Source organism: Sulfidibacter corallicola, assembly GCF_017498545.1.
GTDB classification, from domain to species: domain Bacteria; phylum Acidobacteriota; class Holophagae; order Acanthopleuribacterales; family Acanthopleuribacteraceae; genus Sulfidibacter; species Sulfidibacter corallicola.
Genome location: NZ_CP071793.1, coordinates 3049507 through 3067769, shown reverse-complemented (window position 1 = coordinate 3067769; position 18263 = coordinate 3049507). Strand labels below are relative to the sequence as shown.

Below are 18263 nucleotides of genomic sequence, written 5' to 3'. Positions count from 1 at the left end.
CCCGCTCCCCTGCCATCAACTGCCACATCAACCTCATCAAGGAAAAAACCATGCTCTACCGGCTCTTTGAAAAGACTGCCCGCGACCACGCCCAAAAGACGGCCTTGGTTTACGGCGCCACGCGGATCTCCTACGAAAGCCTGCTTCAACAGGTGCGCTGCTTCGCCGCCAACCTGATTTCCTCCCGCGTCAACCCGGAAGATTGCGTGGTTCTGATGTTGCCCAACTGCCCCTCCTTCGTGGTGGCCATGTTCGCCGGGTTGGCTCGCGGTGCAACCCTACTTCCGCTCAACCGGGCGCTGAAAGACGAGGCCCTGGCGGTCTACCTGACCGATGCGCAACCCCTACAGGTCATCTGTGGTCAGGAAGACGAAACGCGGGTCCGCCGCCTGATTGTCGACAACTGCCCCGAGGCCGATCTTTGTGCCGTACCCGACAACACCCTGTTCCAGGGCGAGACGGAGGTTGACCTGCCACCCGACGAGGGCCGCGCGCTCTACCTCTACACCTCCGGTTCCGAGGGCTATCGCAAACGCGTCTGTCGCACCCGCGAAAACCTCTACTACGAGTCGATGAACTTCGTCACTTCCGCCCGACTGACCAGCGCCGACACGGTGGCTTGCCTGGTTCCGCTGTACCACTCCTACGGGTTGGGCAACGGGTTGCTGGCGGCCATCGGCAGCGGTGCCACGCTGGTGCTTCTCGCTCCCGTGTACGAACAGGCCCGTGTCGTGGAGGTACCCTTCGTCGCTCGGTGCCGCGACGTTTTGGAACTGCTGGAACGGGAACAGGTGCGCCTTTTGGTCGCGGTAGCCTATCAATACGATGCGCTGGCCCAGGTACCCGACGATGGCCATTCGCCGCGTCGTTTGGACAAGATCCGCTGGGCCGTCAGCTCCGGCGGGCGCCTGCCGCTGGCGGTTTTCGAGGCCTTTTTGGAGCGTTTTGCCGTACCCGTGCGCCAGCTTTACGGCTCTACCGAAACCGGCTCGGTTTCCATGAACCTGACCGTGGGATCCGAGTTCCGACCCGAACTGGTAGGACCGGGTCTGGACCGCGTCGAAATCCTGATTCGCGACGAGGCCGGCCGCGATCTTCCCGCCGGCAAGGTGGGCATGGTCTACATTGCCAGTCCCGTCCTGCCTCAGGGCGGCTACGACGCCATGCCCGAGGCCACCGCCGCCGCCTTCCACGATGGCGTCTACCGCACCGGCGATATGGGCCTGCTGGACAAGCAGGGTAACCTGCGCATCATGGGTCGCAAGCAGACGTTTATCGAGACCGGCGGTTACAAGGTGGATCCGAAAAAAGTGGAGGACGTGCTGGCGCGCCATCCCGATATCAAACGAGCGGTTGTTTTTGGCTTGAACGCCCGCCACCTGGGCCAGGTGGTCAAAGCCGTGGTGGAAGGTCCGGCGGAGTTGTCTCAAGCCGAAGTCCTGGCTTATTGCAGCGAGCACCTGGCCAGTTACGAATGTCCCCGTTTCGTGGATATCCGCGATAAACTGCCGCGCGACGCCCTGGGCAAGATCGTCAAGGAAGCCCTGGTGGGAGGGACCTCCGAACGCGAAACAGCCGCGAGCAACTTTGTGCTGGACCCGGGACGCCGCGGCAGCCCGGACCAGATGGTCTGGCGCATCAGCCAGGGCCGGGAACCCGGCAAGGGCGAGGTATTGGTGCAGGTTTTGGCCGTGGGTCTGAGTTTCCTGGACGCCCAAAAGCTGTCGGTACCGGAAAGCGCCGAAAAGAACGGGCGCACCCACGACGGGCCAGGCAGCGGCTGCTGCGGCCGCATTCTGGCACTGGGGCCGGATGTGGGCGACAGGGTCGCTGGCGATCTGGCCGTGGGCGACGAGGTGGTGATGCTGCACCCGGGTTGCCTGGCGGGCCAACTGTGTGTGCCCGCCGCGCTGGTGGCCCCCAAACCAAGCTGTCTCAGCGTGGAACAGGCCGCGGCCCTGCCGTTTCCCTATATGACCGCCCACCATGCGCTGACCCGAGTAGCTCAGCTCAAGCCGGAAGAGCGTCTGTTGATCTATGCGGCACCCGGCGGTTTGGGGCTGGCCGCCGTCCAGGTGGGCCATCACCTGGGCGCCACGGTCTTTGCTTCCGCCGACAAGCAGGAAACCCGCGACCACCTCGACGGCCTGCAGGGCGTGGAGGTGGTGGATTCCAGCAACCCCGATTTCAAGGGGGAACTGGCCACCGAATGGGGACGCCAGGGTCTCGATGTGGTGCTGAATTCCCTGTCGGGTGCCTACATCGCCAAGGGTCTCAACCTGCTTCGCAACGGCGGACGCTTCGTCGAACTGGGTCAGGCCGACTATCGTGCCGACAATCAATTGGGCTTGAAACCGTTCCTGCGCGGGCTCTCCTTCTCGCTGGTGGACCTGCCGGGCATGGTGGCTTACGCGCCCGAACAGGTCGGTGCCCTGCTGCGCGAGGTGACGGCTCTGGCCGATGCGGGCGTCTACCGGCCCCGCATCGACTGGGACGTGCCCGCCTCCGAAATTCGCACCGCCTTCAACCATCTGCTCACCGGGACTCAAATCGGCAATGTCGTCGTCGATTTGCGCGACCGCGACCTTCAGCTCGCACCGGAACACGCCGAGCCCGCCAAGCAGGTTACCCCGCTGGTGACCCGACTCGGCTTTTACCATCCGGACAGGCGCCTGGAAGCCTTGCGCGGGACGATTCGCGGCGAGATCGGCCGCATCCTGCGCCGCACCACGGAGGAGCTGCCGCTGGACGAGAGCTTCCGCGCGATGGGCCTGGATTCACTGAGCACGATCGTGCTGCAAAACCGGCTTTCGGAGTTGTGCGATCTCAATCTTTCGGTGGTGTTCATCTGGGAACACCCCACCATCGATCAATTGTCCGCCGCGGTCCTGGCACGACTGGATTTTGATGATGCGGCCGTACCGCAAAAGCGGATGGATCGCCGGCGCGGACCGCGACGCAGCAAACGGGATCGACGCGCCAAGAGCCAGGTTTCCGGGTTCAGCCTGTACGCCGAGCCGATTGCCGTCGTGGGCATCGGTTGTCGCCTTCCCGGCGGCGTGGACTCACCGGAATCCTTCTGGGACCTGCTGCTTTCCGGCCGCGATCCCATCGGCCCCGTGCCCGCCGAGCGCGGTCCCGAAGCCTGGAAGACCCGCGACGGTAGGCCGATCCAGGGTGGTTTCCTGGAAGGGGTTGCCGACTTCGATGCCGGTTTTTTCGGGATTGGCGAGAGTGAAGCGCTGATGATGGATCCCCAGCAGCGCCTGTTGCTGGAACTGAGCTGGGAAGCCCTGGAAGATGCCGCGATTGCGCCCGACAGCCTGCGTACGGGTCAGACCGGCGTTTATCTGGGCATGTCGTTCGCCGATTACGGGCAGCGCGCGCTGTATGGATCACATCCCGACCAGCTTGCACTGTATTCATCCATCGGCAATCTCTTCAGCATGGCGGCTGGCCGGATTTCCTATCACCTGGGGTTGCACGGCCCCAGCCTGACCCTGGACACGGCCTGTTCTTCCGCGTTGAGCGCCCTGCACCACGCCTGCATCGGTCTGCACGCCGATGAATGCGACCTGGCGCTGGTGGGTGGCGTCAACCTGATGTTGGCGCCCAACCCGACCCTGGCCATGAGCAGCATGGAAGCCTTGGCTGCCGACAGCCGCTGCAAAGTCTTCGATGCCGCCGCTGACGGGATCGTCCGTTCGGAGGCAGGCGCCATGCTGGTTTTGAAACCGTTGAATGCCGCCATGCGCGACGGCGACCGCATCTACGCCTCCATTCGCGGTTCGGCCTGCAACCACGACGGGCGCAGTAACGGCCTGACCGCACCCAGCGGCAAGGCCCAGAAGATGGTCATCCGGCACGCCCTGCATCACGCGGGCGTTCGCCCCGAGCACATTGACTACGTGGAGGCTCACGGCACCGGCACGCGCCTGGGCGACCCGATCGAGATCGCCGCCTTGGCCGACGTCTACCGCGAAGGTCGCTCGGCCGAGCATCCGTTGATTCTGGGTTCGGTCAAGAGCAATATCGGTCATACCGAGGCCTGCGCGGGTGCGGCGGGTTTCATCAAAACCGCCTTGGCCCTCTCCAAGTCGGTGATTCCGGCCAACCTGCACTTCCGGCAACCCAACCCGATGGTGCCGTGGAACGAGCTGCCGTTGCGCGTGGCCGATGAGGCACGCGCGTGGCCGGTGCGCGGCAACCGCCACGGGATGGCGGGCGTCAGCGCCTTCGGCATGGCGGGCACCAATGTGCACGTCATCCTCGAGCAGATACCACCACGCTGAGTGGAAACACGCTGTCGCGTCATGTCTCGAAACCGGATCAATGACGGTCCGGAACGGCGGTCCCCGGCCTGGGGGGCGGCTCTCTTGAAACGAATCCGCCCGGGGTTCCCGAATGCCGAGAGATTCGTCGTGCCAGGTAGGTTCATCCGCCGGATGAACTGTTCGAAGCGATTCATGCCCAGAGTTCCCGCATGCGTTGAGGATTGCCATTGCAGTAGATTGGGCAGGGCCGGTATGGCAGGGACGGTAAGCCGGCCCGGCCGACATTTCGAAGCGATCCAGGCAACGGGCGATCGAAATACCAATGAGCGAAGCCACTCGCTCCGTATCACGTCCATGTCGAAGTACGTTACCTCCAGAGTTCCCGCATGCCGAGAGAGACGTCGTCGTCGTAGGTTGGCCGGCTCGGCCGACTTTTCGAAGCGATCAAACCTACGTAAATACGAAACGCCAAAGAGCGAAGCATCAATAAAAGCAGGAGGTTCGGAATGTGCGACCAGCGGTCGCACCTACCTGGCCATACCGGCCGTGCCTTACCGGCCCTGCACGACGACCCTCTCAGGCATCCGGGACCACCATGCTGATTCCCTTCGCGTCGTTTCTTATTCGAAATCGAGCTGGGTATGCCCGCTGGTGCGTGGCTCTTATGTAACAAACCTGCCCGGAGTGCCCAAATGCTGAGAGATTCGTCGTGCCAGGTAGGTTCATCCGCCGGATGAACTGTTCGAAGCGATTCACGATCAGAGTTCCCGCATGCCGAGAGAGACGTCGTCGTCGTAGGTTGGCCGGCTCGGCCGACTTTTCGAAGCGATCAAACCTACGTAAATACGAAACGCCAAAGAGCGAAGCATCAATAGAAGCAGGAGGTTCGGAATGTGCGACCAGCGGTCGCACCTACCTGGCCATACCGGCCGTGCCATACCGGCCGTGCCTTACCGGCCCTGCACGACGACCCTCTCAGGCATCCGGGACCACCATGCTGATTCGCTTCGCGTCGTTTCTTTCTCGAAATCGAGCTGGGTATGCCCGTTGGTCCGGGGCTCTTATATGACAAGCTTTGTAAGATCCAAAGGTAAAGATGAAAACCTAAGCATTCGGATGTGCGGGGAGTGCGACGAAAAAGATCGACCCAGCGCCCTGGGCGGGCCCGGCACATACTGCGACAACGCGCCTCTTCGAATTCGGGAACTCCTGCGCGGCGACTCGGGGGTCCGCGCCCCATCCGGCGATATCGCGCGGATGGGGGGAATCCTTCTTTAATATTGGTTTTTAGTTACAGGTGAACTGGAAGGTGGAGCCGCTGAAGAAGATGTTGAGCACACCGGGATTCAGGCGATAACCGGGATCATCGATGTTGGTGAACCGGGTGTTGGTGACCGTGATATCTTCACAGTGGTTGAGCATGAATCCGCCGTAGCTGCGGTCGACACAGTTGGGCGAAGTGATGACGTTGTCGGAGAAGGTCGCATCGTGCACGTTGTTGAGGTAGATGTGACCGTAGTTGGCGGAGCCGGCCTGGCCGTTGACGGTATTGGAGGCCACGAAAGGACTGTTCTGGGTATTGAGGTTCATGGCGCTGTAGGCGAAGGGGCTGCCGGAGTTGGTGAGGGTGTTGCCGACGATACGGGTTCCGAAGCCACCGATGCGGTGCCACATGGCGATCCCCCAGTAGCTGGATTCGTTGATGGTGTTGTATTCCAGGGCCACGTCGGAGTAGGTGGCGTTGCCGGAGTAGGTGACGGCGATGCCGGTGCCGGCGTTCAGGACGGTGTTGTGGGTGACATCCACGTCGCGAACGGCGAGCGCTTCGTTAAGGGCCACCAGTTCGATGCCGGTGCCGCTGCCGTATTTGTTGATGTAGTTGCCGCTGATGGTGGAATTGCGGAGGAAGTGGGCCTTGATGGCGGAGGTGCCACCGGAGTAGAAGTGGTTGTTGGATACGGTCTGATTGGTGCCGTTGATGCGGATGCCGTTCACGGTGAAACCGTGGAAGGTGCAGTTTTGAATGGACACGTTTTGGGTGTTCGACAGTACCGAACCATCGTCTCCCGCTACGTACACACCGGTGCCGTAACCGCTGTTGGTGACGTCGTTGCCGTTGATGGTCAGCGACTGTGTGTAGGCATTGCCCACAAAGATGCCGATCCCCTTGACGCCGGTGAAGGTGTTGTAGGCGACCACGCCGCTGGTGGCTTCATTGATTCCCAGGGCCGTGCCGCTTTGCTTGCCGCCGGGAGTACGGTTGCCCACTCCGGAATTGGAGAACAGGTTGTTGCTGACGTCGTAGCTGCCGGCATCGTAAACGGTAACCAGCCCTTCGGCACCGTTGTTGACGCTGTTGTCCCTGAATTCGACGGTACTGGCGCCTTTCAAGAGCAAGAGCGAGGTGTCCTGGGGACCGCTCCCGCTGGCATTCATGCCCTGGAAGGCGAGACCTTTCACCTTGAGGATGCTGATCGCGTCGATCCAGAAACGGTTGGTGCGGATGGTGGTGACGTTTCTGCCCGCACCCTGAATGTCGACGACGGAGAAGTTGAAGCCGTCGCGGATGGGTTGGAAATCCTCCATGACGTAGGTTCCGGCGGGGATGTGGACCCGGTCGCCGCCGTCGAGCGCTTCCACGAGCGCTTGCCTCAGGGCGAGGCTCCAGTCGCCGTTGGAAACGAGATGAGAATAGTCGGTCAGATTTATTTGGGCGCTAGCGTTAACCCCTGCCAGCGCAAATAGAAACAGCATCGTCGATGTAATTTTATGCAGCATGTGAAACTCCGGTTATGGGTTGACGAGGAGATGTCCGGATACCGTCGTCTGGCCGGGCCTGCAGCGTAAATCGCGGAGGCGCCTATTTGGGATTCCGTCCCCTCGAAACCTGAAATACCCCTCGAGAAGGAAAAACCGCCAAAAAAATGATTTTTTCCGAATACATACAATTGGAAAGAAGAGGTGTGTTGGAATATCAGAAAACCCGGAATTTTGTTTTTGTCTGAAAATCAGAGACCCGAGCGGCGGCTCTCGATGGTCTGCATCCCTCCGATGTCGACCGCCATGCCGATTAATCCGTGCTCGAACGACGGGATTGCGGCGGCCGTTATTGCGAATGCGGCGCTTCCGGGGTAAAGTCGTCCGAATCACCCTCGCGCGCCCCGGCAATGGGAATCTTCCGGAAACCCTTTACGCGTCACCCAACGCCGAATGATTCCACCAATGGGCTGCGATGAACCTATCGCGTGCGAATGGCCTTTTCGACAGGGCGCCGCGAACCGTGAAGGGTCCCGTTTCACTGATTCACGGTCGCCGAGAGGGATTTGTCCTGGGTTACACGGAGGAGTTTCAAGCATGATTGAATTTGGTTCGACACACGGGCGGCATCCCGCTCTCCCTGCCGCCAAACGCCTCTCGATACGAGGTTTGGCTTCCCGAGCGCTGCTGATTACACTCACCCTCACCTTCCTGGCCTGCGGTCAGGGAAGTGGCACCAAGTCCGAAGGGGATGTCGCCGGGGCGACACCCTCCAAAGGAGATGGCACCATGACCCAACAACAGGGAGCGGAATCCGGTGAGGACGACATCTCCCACCGCTACGTGAAATTGGTACTCGCGATGGGGCCCCACGACAAGAATTTCGTGGACGCCTATTACGGTCCCGAGGCCTGGCGCGAGCAGGCCCTGTCCCTGAATCTCTCGCCCGCCCAGATTCGCGCCGAAGCCGAGACGCTGCGCGGCGAGGTCCGCGAACTCAGCGGCAAGGAAACCGATGCGATCCTGCAATCGCGCTACCTGTCTCTGGAAAAACAAATTACCGCCATGATTGCGCGTGTCGATCTGCTCGCCGGCCTGACCTTCACCTTCGACAAGGAAGCCGAGCTGCTCTACGACGCCCATCCGCCGCGCCACGATGAAGCCCACTTCAAGGCGCTGGTCGCACAGTTGGAAGACCTGATTCCCGGTGAAGGCGATCTGCCCGAGCGCATGGAGGCCTATCGCAAACAGTTCGAAATCCCCGCCGACAAGCTGGACGAGGTGTTTCAGGCCGCCATTCGCGACGCCCGCGAGCGCACCAGGAAGTACATCGACCTGCCCGAGAGCGAGAGTTTCGTGGTCGAATACGTCAACGACAAGTCCTGGAGCGGGTACAACTGGTACAAAGGCAAATACCACAGCCTGATCCAGGTCAACACCGACTTCCCGATCACCATCGATCGCGCGGTCGACCTGGCCTGTCACGAGGGCTATCCCGGCCACCACGTGTTCAACGTCCTGCTGGAAAAACACATGGTCGACGACAAGGGATGGAAGGAATTCACCGTCTATCCGCTGTTCAGCCCCCAATCGCTGATTGCCGAGGGCAGTGCCAACTACGGCATTCAGGTGGCCTTCCCCGGTGCGGAACGGGTCGCCTACGAGCGCGAGGTGCTGTTCCCCCTGGCCGGCCTGGATCCCAAGGAAGCCGAACGCTACTACGCCATTCAAGACGTGCTCTCGCAACTCAAGTACGCCGGCAACGAAGCCGCCCGGGCCTATCTGGAAGGCTCGATGGACGCCGACAAAGCGGCCGACTGGCTGGTGCGCTACGAGTTGAAGAGCCCCGGGCGCGCCAAACAGCGCATCTCGTTCTTCGACGATTACCGCGCCTATGTCATCAACTACAACTACGGTGAGGATCTGGTGGCCGCCTACGTCGAAGCCAAGGGCGGCACGGCCGACAATCCCGAGCGACGTTGGCAGATCTTCAAGGAACTGCTCTCGGCACCGCTGGTTCCCTCGCGCTTGGAAAACAACTGATCGTTCCGCGGGCACATCCGCGACACTGTCCGCACCATTCCGTGCGGACGGTTTCCCATGCGGACCCCAACCGTTGTTGCTAAGATAGGGGCCGATCCCCTGTATGAATGCGCACGGCGTGGTCGCCTTCGGCCCTGGCCCGGCGAGTTCCGCCGCATCCCGCACGGGCGCGTTCTACCTCGTTTTTTCCTCGGATACCCACGTGAACGAGGAGGTTGCATGTTGATTCCGCGGTCGACGACTCGTTTCGGCGCGGAACGGTTGCGGCCTTCCGTCGGGTTTTGGATTCTCGCCTTGGTCGCCTCGATCGGCACGGCCTGTTTCCCGCTTGCCGAGATCGAGACGCCGGCGGCCACGTCATCCGTTTCGGCACCCTATGGCGCGGCGACGCTGTTTTCCGATCGCGCGAACATCGAGTCGGAATCCGTGCCGCACGAGCGGGCCGCGGCCGCGGACGAACCCCTGGAGACGGGCCAGGAGCCCCATCAGGGCGATCACGGCATCACCCACCAGATGATGGTGCTGGTGCTGCAACTGGCCTTCATCGTGATCGCCGCCCGGATCGGTGGCGAACTGTTCGAACGCTACCTGAAGCAGCCGGCCGTGTTGGGCGAATTGTGCGCGGGCATGGTGATCGGACCCTATGCCCTGGGTCCCTACCTGACGGTGATCGGCGGCGATCCCCTGTTTCCGCTACTGGTCGGCCAGAGCTTGCCGGTGAGTGCCGCCCTCTACGGGGTGGCCACCATCGCCTCCATCGTCCTGCTGTTCCTGGTGGGTTTGGAAACCGATTTTCCGCAATTCGTGCGGTATGCCGGGCCCGGGGCCGCGGTGGGCATCGGCGGGGTGTTGGGCTCCTTCATCACGGGCGATCTGTGTTACGTGCTCTACGCCGGCGTGAGCTTCATGGACCCGGCCGCCTTGTTCATGGGGGCGGTTTCGACCGCGACCTCGGTGGGCATCACGGCGCGGGTACTTTCCGAGAAAAAGAAGCTGGACGCACCGGAGGGCACCACCATTTTGGCGGGAGCCGTGATCGACGACGTGCTGGGGATCCTGATCCTGGCCGTCGTGGGCGGCATCGCCGAGGCCCACGGCGCTGCCCAAGGCGAAGTGGACTGGACCCACATCTCCTGGATCGCCGTCAAGGCCTTCGGCTTCTGGATCGTGGCGACCGCGATCGGCATCGCCCTGTCCAAACGGGTGGTGGCCTCGATCACCTGGTTCAAGGCTCCCCAGGCCGCGACCACGCTCAGTTTCGGGCTGGCGCTCCTGCTGGCCGGCATCGCCGAAACCTTCGGGCTGGCCATGATCATCGGCGCCTACATCATGGGTCTCTCGCTCTCCAAGGAACCGATTTCCCACTATCTCGAGCGCAGCCTGACACCGGTCTCGGCCTGTTTGGTGCCCGTTTTTTTCGCGGTGATGGGCATGCTCGTCAATTTCGAGGCCATGGGTGGCGCGCTCCTGTTCGGCATCGTCTATTCCGTGGTGGCCGTCTTCTCCAAGGTCCTGGGTTCCGGCATACCCTGCTTTTTGGTGGGGTTCAACGCGCTCGGCGCGAGCCGGATCGGTTTGGGCATGCTGCCGCGGGGCGAGGTGGCCCTGATCGTGGCCGGCGTGGGCCTCAGCGCGGGTTACATCGGCGACGACATGTTCGGCGTGGTCATCATGATGACGTTGATCACCACCCTCATGGCACCGCCCGGCCTGGTGGCTCTGTTCGCCCACGAGGGCGAGGGCCTGGCGCAACCCAAGGACCTGCGCGTCGAGGAGGCGCCGAAGGGAAAACGCGAGAAGCTGATCTACATCGACGGATTGACCTGGGCCAACCACGATTTGCTGATCCAGAGCCTGCGTCAGGCTTTCGAGGACAAGGGCTTTTTCTTCAGGACGGTGCGCAAGGAGGCCGGGATCTACCAGATGTCGGGGAGTTACGAGGGGGAACGGGTCGTCGTGGCCATGCGCGACACCAAGACTCGGTTGGAGTTCAAGACCGACGCCGCCTGCCACGAACTGGTCAAGGCCATGGTCGAAACCGCCCATGTCGACGCCCAACACCGCATCAGCCGCCTGCGGGTCGTGGAAGTGGATTTGGACGAAGTGCGCCCCGCTCCGTAAGGCCTTCGCGCCCCTCATCCTCGGCTTGAGGTGAAGCCCCGTTTTCATTTAGACTTAACACCAACCCCAAACATCCGAACCGACCGTCCTCATCGGAACCCTCTGCGCGAAGACGTCTTGGTGCGGACGGTGTTGGCTCTCATTCCTCACGCGACAATGGCGATGACCGGGCCCACGACAAAGGTCCGGCAGCGGGCGGGCAGGAGCCCACGTCGTCGTTCAGGGATGGAAACCCACAGACCGGGAGCGACGACTCCCTATTTTCCTCCGGAGGAGCTATGAAACGTTTCCACCTATCGACCTTGGGTTGCCTCTTCTTCCTTCTCACCGGCAGCGGTCAGTTGTCGGCGACCCAGGTGGTCGCCCTGAATGTCACCGATCTCGCCCGGGAGGCGGTTCATGTGTTCGAGGGACGCTGTCTCGACGTGACACTGACCAGCGTCAAAGACAGCCGTGGCGAAGTGATGCTGCCGGCCGTGCGCTATACCTTCGAAATTCTCGACAGCCTGAAGGGCAAGCAGTCGAGCACCTTCGAATTCATGCAGCTCGGCAATGCCGCCAAAAGCGGTCACTTTCCCATTTACGCGGACCGACTGGGCATTCCCACCTTCGAAAAGGGTCGCACCTACCTGCTGTTCCTGGCCGAACGCCACGAAAACGGGCTCACCGCCCCCGTCGGCCTGGCCCAGGGCATGTTCTGGGTACACGACGGGCTGGCCTACAACGGCATCAGCAACGCCCACATCTTTCACAAGATGGACCGCGGAACGAGCCGCACCGCCTACGCCCCGATGATCCGCCAGGCCATCGACTCACAGCTCCCGGGACGCGCCAAGCGCGGCACCGACGGGGTACCGGCCCAGCGCTTCAAGGCGCTGCTGCGCGACATGTTGGCCGGCCACGTGGTCACCGTTTCCAAAAAGGTAGGTGACCGATGAACACCTGGACGCCAAAACGACTACCGCACCGCATTTTCGCGATCACCGCCTGTAGCCTCCTGGCCCTGCTGCCATCATTGGCCGGCGGTCCGGTGGACTTTCAATCCAACGGCCAGCCGCTCGTGTGGAACACCGCCAAACCCATGGTCTATCACGTGGAATCGGGTCGATTGACCAGCGTCATCAACGCCGACCTCGCCAACCAATTTGCGGTGGCGGAAATGAACAAGTGGGGGGCGGTCGAGGGCAGTACCCTCGTCATCCAGGAAGGCGAGCGCATCGCCGAGGATATCAGCACCTTCGCCCAATTGAACAGCCACCTCCAACAGGGGCGGATCGTCTTCGTTTTCGACGAGACGGGCGCCATCTTCCAGGAAACCGGTGCCAGCGCCAACGTCTTGGCCTTCACCAGCCATCTGGCGCCGCGCGACGAATACCTGAACATCGGTTACGTGATCTTCGGCGGGCCGGCGATGGCGAACTTCTCCGACGCGGGTGTACGCCGCATCATGGTTCACGAGTTCGGCCACCTGGTCGGGTTGGGCCACTCCATCGTCAACGGCGACATGGTCGCGCGCGGGCAGCAATACGAAACCTTCGGCGTGCCGCCCGCCAGCTCGGTCGAAATCATGTACTGGTCGGTCAGCGCAGGCAGCGCCACCGCCCAGCTCACCGACCTGACTCGCGACGATCTGTCGGCCTTCCTGGAACTCTACGGCACCCATCCCCACGGACGCGACGGCATGTCGACCCTGGCCGGGATGATCCGCCTCGAGGACGGCGTGCTTCCCGCCAGCGGCGTCAACGTCATCGCACGGGACCGCAGCGGCGGCCGCGATACGATCTTCTCGAACGCCGCCTCCAAGATCAGCGGGCCCATCGTGCCCGGCCAGTACCGCATCCCACTGCTGCCGCCCGGCCAGTACAGCGTCGAGATCGCCGACCTGAGCCGGCGCTCCACGGGTCGTTACAGCCAACCGGTCCGCTCCAACCGAAACGTGGGCGGCAACGTGGTGCTCGGCGATTTTCCCGGTGACGAAGAATTCTACAACGGGGCCAACGAAGGCGGCGAAGGCGACGATCCCGCCGAGTTCGTCACGGTTGTGACCACCGCCAACCAGACCACGGAGAACATCGATATCCTGGCCAATCGCGACGACACCGACGATACGCGCGGATCGAAGCTGACCCATCGCGTCGTGATTCCCGAGGTCCGCGTCGACGGCACGGGTGCCGAAACCACCTGGTTGGGCATCTTGAATCCCCGCAGTCTGGAAGTGCCCGTACAGGTCTTCGGTTTCGACGATGCGGGTGCGGTCGTCGGTCAGGCCTCCGTTTCCGCGATGATCGGAGGGTTCAGCAAATGGTGGCTCGATGTGGGCGATATCTTCGGGTCCCAGGCCGCGCAGGTTACCTGGATCCAGGTGGCCAGCTCGGCCCCGCTGACGGTCTACGCCGAGAACCGCTCCGAAGAGGTGCGCTCGGCCTTTTGGGGGGCTTCGGCTTTGGAGAACCGGACCTTCCTGCCGCACATCGCCACCGATACCGTCAATTTCGAAACCGTGCTGTCGACGGTCAACGCCACCAACCTGGCGGTCTCGTCACAGCTATTTCGCCGGCCCACCGGCGACAGCGCCTCGGTCCTGGGACACAGCCAGGCCTATGCGCGCGACTCGCGGGTGTTGACCGACTATTTCAGTGATCTCAACGCGGTTCCCAACGTCTGGGGCGAACTGCAGAGCGATCGCGAGGCGATGGCCTCGATGGAATTTTTCACGCGCCTCCCCGATCGGAACCAGGTGGCTTCGCTGGGTCTCAACGACCAGTCCGGCAACAGTCTCCAATTCCTGCACGTGGCCGTGGATACCGGTCAATTCTGGACCGGCATGGTCTATATCAACGTGGGTAGCGGGAATGCGACCGTGACCGAGACCTTCTACGGTGCCGACGGCAGCGTCATCCAGTCCGGCCAACGACCGCCCCTGACACCCGGCGGCAAGGAAACCCTGCTGTTCGACGCCAACACCCAGGATCGCGTCCCTGCCGGAACGAGCTGGATGCAGGTGGATTCCGACCAGCCCCTGATCGGGTACGAATTGTTCGGCACGCCGGTGGGTTCCGGCAACGACATCTTCACCGGCCTGCAGGGCAACTACGCCGACGGCCAGGTCCTGATCTATCCGCATTTCCAGATGCAGGGCACCACCTTCACCAGCCTGGTGGCGACCAATCTCGGCGACAGCGCCGCTTCGATCGTGTTCGAGGCGATGTCTTCCGACGGAACCGTACTGCAGCGCTCGGACCCCGTTTCGGTCGCCGCCAAATCCAAATATGCGGCCGTGCTGGACGGGCTCTTTCCCGATGCCAACACCTTGGCCAACGGTGCCTGGGTACGCGCGGTGGCCGACGGATCCCAATGGGCCGGATTCACCCTCTGGGGTGAACACCTGGTTCCCGCGCGGCGCCACCTCAGCGGCCTGTCGGCCAATTCCATGAGTGCGGCCCAGGACGGCGTCCTGCTCGAAGTGGAAAACAACAATTCCTACGAAACCGCCCAGCAACTCGTCAAGATCGGCGATAGCTGGAACATCAACGTGTTGGGTGAAATCGCCGAATCCGACCAGGGCGTGGTTCTCGAAACGTTGACCGGCGACGACTACGAGGATGTGTACACCTTCACCTTGGACGAACCCACGGCGATGGTGATCGCCGTCGCGCCCAACCAGGCGGGTGCCGACCTGGACCTCGTCGTGACCAACGCTGCCTACGAGAGCACCAATTTCTACCTGCCCGGTTTCAACAACGCCTTTTCCCACACGCTGCTCAGCGCCTCGGCCGACGGGGACGAGAACGTGGCGGCCGTGCTCCAACCCGGAACCTACTACATTCTCGTGAGCTATTTCGAGAGCAGCAACCAGCCGGGCACCGATTACGGGCTGTTGGTCTCCTCGGCGCCGTTGGTGTTGGAAACCTTCGACGATGCGGCCTTGCCGGCGGGTTGGTCCACCTTCCCGTTCGTCGACGACAGCGACGGTCAGAGCAATTGGGGCGCATCCACGGCCTTCAGCGGGACCTTGTTCGGGAACACCCTGATCAACCGCTCCCTGACCACCACCGATACCGAGCAGACCGGCGTATCCACCACGGCGTTCAACGTGCCCGCCACCGGGATCACCTTCATCAACTTCGAGTTGTTGTGGGGTTCCACCGGAGCGGCCGAAGCGATCGTCGGGATCGGCACCGTCGATGGCGGCGGGGCCTTCACCCAGCTCGGCTCGGGCATCCGTTTCCAAGTGGCGACCCAGCCGATCGATTACGAGGGTCAGACGTTGAATGCCTCGCCCTGGTGGGATTGGCACCAAGCCAAGGCGCCGAATCGCGACCAATTCACCCTGACGCCGGGTACCCAAGACGTGCGATTGGCGATCTTCGGGCAAGTCTCCGGCAATGACCTGCATCTGGACAACGTGCGGGTCTTCAACATGCGAACCACGGCCGATGCCACCAAGCAGCGGGTGGGCGGCGTTTCGGTCATGCGGTCGAGCGGCAAGCACGCCGTTTCGCCGGGAACTCCGGCGTTCCTCGAACTGAAGCAGCGCAAACTCGCGGCCGAGACGACGGCGGGATCGCCCCGTCCCTGACCCGTGAGGCTCCATCCATTTGGGGAGGCGGGCAGCGATGCCCGTCTCCCAACCCTTGCAACCAGTTTGCTCGGAGAGCCCGAATGTCGAATGTTTCGAAGCGATTTTCGCGAGGAGTTCCCGCATGACGACGAGGGTCGGCGCCGTAGTGGGTCGGGCAGGGCCGGTAAGGCCGTTGGCCAATCTCCGGCGACGGCGCCCCTTTGGCAAATGCGGGCACGCCCCGACGGTTCGCCTCGATTCGTTTCTCTCACTCTCGACGTCGGTCGACGGGGATGAAAACCATGTCTAAATCCGGTTGGTATATCGAGAAGCGGGGCAAGTTCTACGGCCCCTTCAGTCGCGAAAAAATCCTGGAATACGCCGACAAGGGCAAGATCACCGGTGAAACCATGGTGGCCTTGACTTCCACGGGCGAAAACGCGAAGCCGTTCCGATTGACCGAGGGGTTGGCAACCGAGAATGCCGGCGCCGACTCGGGTCCATCGACCCTGCCCGATGCCGGGCCGGCGGGTGCCTCCGACGTTCCCAAGGTTCCCAAACCGCCGCAGCCCAAGCCGAAAACCCCGTCACGGCGCACCGAATCCGCCGTGCCCCCGGACCAACCGCTGCCCACCCACTTCTATTTAGAGGAATCGGGACGCAGTCAGGGTCCCTACGACCTCGACCAATTGAAACGACAGGTCGCGCAAAAGAGCGTCAACCCCGATGCCAAACTTTCCTATCCGGCTCGCGACCGAAAGTACAAGACGGTCGGCGAGTTATTGAAGAATTTTGTCGAGGGACCGCTGGAAGTCAGCAAAAGCCACGCGTTTTTCCTGCTTCAGGGTTCCGATCGCAAGGGTCCTTTCACCAGTCGCGACCTCCACCGACTGAACGCGGCAAGGGCGATTCATCCGCGTACCATGGTCGAGTTCGCCAAATCCCCGGCCCGGGTCATCACGATCGATGTCCTGCTGGATGCGCTGCCCCAGGATGCCGAAGAGCACGAGCCCCGCATCCTGCCCGTGAAACCGAGCCGATTCAGTTACGCGCGCCTCGGGATGATCCTCTTTTGCCTGGTGCTGATCGGCGGCGCCGTGTGGGGGCTGTACCGGTGGCGACAACAGTACCTCGAGACGCACGCTCCGGCACCGCCGCCCGAGAATCCCAAATCATTGCGGGCCCTGATGCGACAACGGGAGATTCCGCCGTTCAACGATTTGGTGATTCGGGCCTTGAGCCACGGCTTGAATTTCAACGTCAATCAGGTCGTCGCCGCCAATCAGGGCAGTCAAATGGACGATCAGCGCGTCGCATCCTTTCGGCACGAATCGCTGTTCCCGGGCCGGATCGCCCGCGAAATTCGCTTCATTGTCGATGGTCCCTTCTACTTCAATTACCTGGCCGATCCGGGCGGCAACGTGTTCGCGGTGGTCATCGAGGGACCCAATTGGGATCGGCTCTATCTTTCCGGGGTCGACACCACCGATTTCGCGCCGAAGGTGTTGGAGCTGGATCGGCCGGGAGGCAAGGTCTGGCAAGCCGAAATCGGTTCCGGCGTCGTGGCCCAGGTGCTGTGGTCCCCCGATCGCAACGACCATCACCTGACCCAATTGATCGTGACCAACGCACCGTGATTTGCGGGTTTCCGGCGAGGAAAACCGGATTTATCTGAGACTTCGCTCCCAATCTTTGGTAGTTTTAACCTTTTCCGGCAAAGGCTCACTTGACGGGACGGTGTGCCATGATCGCGAGGCGACATCGTGGCATCGCACACCATGTGAAGCGGTATCTCTGTGTGGAGGCGGCAGATGCGCGTGAGAGGCGCGGGAATGATCATTCGCGATGGAAAAATGTTGGTGTTGGCCTACGACTACCCCAAGGGGCGGGTGCTGGCGATTCCCGGCGGAGGCGTGCACGAAGGGGAGACCCTGGCCGAATCGGTGTGCCGCGAGTTTGCCGAGGAGCTGGGTTTGACCGTCCGCATCGGCGATCTGCGCTACGTGGGCGACATGATGGCCCAGCCCAAGATCCCCCAGACCGTGCACGTCGTGTTCGATGCCGAGATCGTGGCGGGCGAGCCGGTCCTGAACCGGAACGAGACCTCGGCGGCGGAAGTGTTGTGGCTGGACCTGGCCGAGTTGGGTTCGGTGCGGTTGTACCCCGCGATCAACGAGGCCATTCAGGCCGATCTCGAGAAAGCACAGGCAGATACGCGTTACCTGGGTGATTGCCAACGGCGTGAGTGGGCCTGACGGTTTTGCCGATTCCCTCGGTGGGTTTCGCGGGGGTCGGGAGGGCGAGGCGTTCGGCCGTTTGGTTGCGTCCGCTTCGGGAAAAAACGGGACTCGCGAATGGGCTGGATTTCCGTGTGTTGGTGTGTCGGGTTCAATGACGTTCAGTTGTCCACGGACAGCATGACACATGCGGAACGGCGCCCAATCGATTCCGAAGGTCTTCTCCTGTTTCGGGTAAAACTGGATTGAATGGATGGCCGACGTGCGTCA

8 protein-coding genes are annotated in these 18263 nt (G+C 62.2%); 7 read left to right on the top strand and 1 reads right to left on the bottom strand.

The annotated features are described in order from the left end of the window. The first annotated feature begins 50 nt into the window (after positions 1-50). A complete protein-coding gene (locus J3U87_RS08705) occupies positions 51-4292 on the top strand; it encodes a beta-ketoacyl synthase N-terminal-like domain-containing protein (RefSeq protein ID WP_237382651.1) in 4242 nt (1413 codons plus the stop codon). A gap of 1269 nt (positions 4293-5561) precedes the next feature. Here J3U87_RS08705 and J3U87_RS08700 read toward each other — a convergent pair. Continuing rightward, positions 5562-7052 carry a right-handed parallel beta-helix repeat-containing protein gene (locus tag J3U87_RS08700; protein ID WP_237382650.1) on the bottom strand — a complete coding sequence of 497 codons (1491 nt, stop codon included), beginning with the start codon at positions 7050-7052 and terminating at the stop codon, positions 5562-5564. Positions 7053-7628: 576 nt separating this feature from the next. Between J3U87_RS08700 and J3U87_RS08695 the strand changes: the two genes are divergently transcribed. The 6 genes from J3U87_RS08695 (at position 7629) to J3U87_RS08670 (ending at position 18011) form a co-directional block, all read left to right on the top strand. Next, a complete protein-coding gene (locus J3U87_RS08695; protein WP_237382649.1) occupies positions 7629-9074 on the top strand; it encodes a hypothetical protein in 1446 nt (481 codons plus the stop codon). A gap of 219 nt (positions 9075-9293) precedes the next feature. Next, positions 9294-11195, top strand: coding sequence for a cation:proton antiporter (locus J3U87_RS08690; protein WP_237382648.1), 1902 nt, complete (start codon positions 9294-9296; stop codon positions 11193-11195). 278 nt (positions 11196-11473) lie between these two features. Next, a complete protein-coding gene (locus J3U87_RS08685) occupies positions 11474-12133 on the top strand; it encodes a hypothetical protein (RefSeq protein WP_237382647.1) in 660 nt (219 codons plus the stop codon). After that, positions 12130-15774: a hypothetical protein gene (locus J3U87_RS08680; RefSeq protein WP_237382646.1), complete on the top strand. Its 3645-nt coding sequence runs from the start codon at positions 12130-12132 to the stop codon at positions 15772-15774. Before J3U87_RS08685 ends, J3U87_RS08680 begins: the two co-directional genes overlap by 4 nt. 284 nt (positions 15775-16058) lie before the next feature. Further along, the gene (locus J3U87_RS08675) at positions 16059-17393 is read left to right on the top strand and encodes a DUF4339 domain-containing protein (protein WP_237382645.1); all 1335 of its coding nucleotides are present in this window, start codon (positions 16059-16061) and stop codon (positions 17391-17393) included. Positions 17394-17567: 174 nt separating this feature from the next. Further along, positions 17568-18011 carry an NUDIX domain-containing protein gene (locus tag J3U87_RS08670; protein ID WP_237382644.1) on the top strand — a complete coding sequence of 148 codons (444 nt, stop codon included), beginning with the start codon at positions 17568-17570 and terminating at the stop codon, positions 18009-18011. Positions 18012-18263 lie beyond the last annotated feature (252 nt).

Bases quoted from the DNA above. Each gene is read 5' to 3' on its own strand.
- J3U87_RS08670 (WP_237382644.1), top strand. From the start codon at position 17,568: ATGCGCGTGAGAGGCGCGGGAATGATCATTCGCGATGGAAAAATGTTG.
- J3U87_RS08690 (WP_237382648.1), top strand. From the start codon at position 9,294: ATGTTGATTCCGCGGTCGACGACTCGTTTCGGCGCGGAACGGTTGCGG.
- J3U87_RS08685 (WP_237382647.1), top strand. From the start codon at position 11,474: ATGAAACGTTTCCACCTATCGACCTTGGGTTGCCTCTTCTTCCTTCTC.
- J3U87_RS08675 (WP_237382645.1), top strand. From the start codon at position 16,059: ATGTCTAAATCCGGTTGGTATATCGAGAAGCGGGGCAAGTTCTACGGC.
- J3U87_RS08700 (WP_237382650.1), bottom strand. From the start codon at position 7,052: ATGCTGCATAAAATTACATCGACGATGCTGTTTCTATTTGCGCTGGCA.
- J3U87_RS08680 (WP_237382646.1), top strand. From the start codon at position 12,130: ATGAACACCTGGACGCCAAAACGACTACCGCACCGCATTTTCGCGATC.
- J3U87_RS08695 (WP_237382649.1), top strand. From the start codon at position 7,629: ATGATTGAATTTGGTTCGACACACGGGCGGCATCCCGCTCTCCCTGCC.
- J3U87_RS08705 (WP_237382651.1), top strand. From the start codon at position 51: ATGCTCTACCGGCTCTTTGAAAAGACTGCCCGCGACCACGCCCAAAAG.